Below are 514 nucleotides of genomic sequence, written 5' to 3'. Positions count from 1 at the left end.
AAGACTTACCATTATTTTTTATCGCAAACGCAGATATGTGTGTCAGTGTGGGAAGAAATTTGCGGAAAAGAATACTTTTATTCAGCGGTACCAACGCTTTTCAATCGAATGGAATCAAGCGGTAAATGTACGGAGCATAAAGGGAAAAACATTTTCAGAAACAGCGACTATTTATGGTACTTCACCATCCACGATTGTCCGACGTTTTGATCGTCTATCATTGAGTGAAATTCAGAAAGTAAAAGAACTTCCAAAAGTGATTGCCATTGATGAATATAAAGGCGATACACGTGAAGGGAAATATCAACTCATTATCGCTAATGGAGAAACCAAAGAGCCAATTGATATTTTACCAAATCGCTATAAAAAAAACGATAAAGCACTATCTTCAACAACATGGAGCAAATGTAGAAATTGTCATCATGGACATGAGTCCATCTTTTAAAGCTGCAGTTACAAGTGCTCTTGGTAAGCCTGTCATTGTGGCAGATCGTTTTCATTTTGTTCGTTATAT

The 514-nt window shown here is 36.6% G+C and carries 1 pseudogene; it reads left to right on the top strand.

Annotation, left to right across the window (positions count from 1 at the left end):
- Positions 1 to 514, top strand: a pseudogene (locus LDK52_RS19985) (transposase); the annotation flags it as partial.

The organism is Psychrobacillus antarcticus, from assembly GCF_029533155.1.
GTDB classification, from domain to species: Bacteria; Bacillota; Bacilli; order Bacillales_A; family Planococcaceae; genus Psychrobacillus; species Psychrobacillus antarcticus.
The sequence above is the reverse complement of the archived record's forward strand: the minus strand, read 5'-3'. Positions and strand labels throughout refer to the sequence as shown.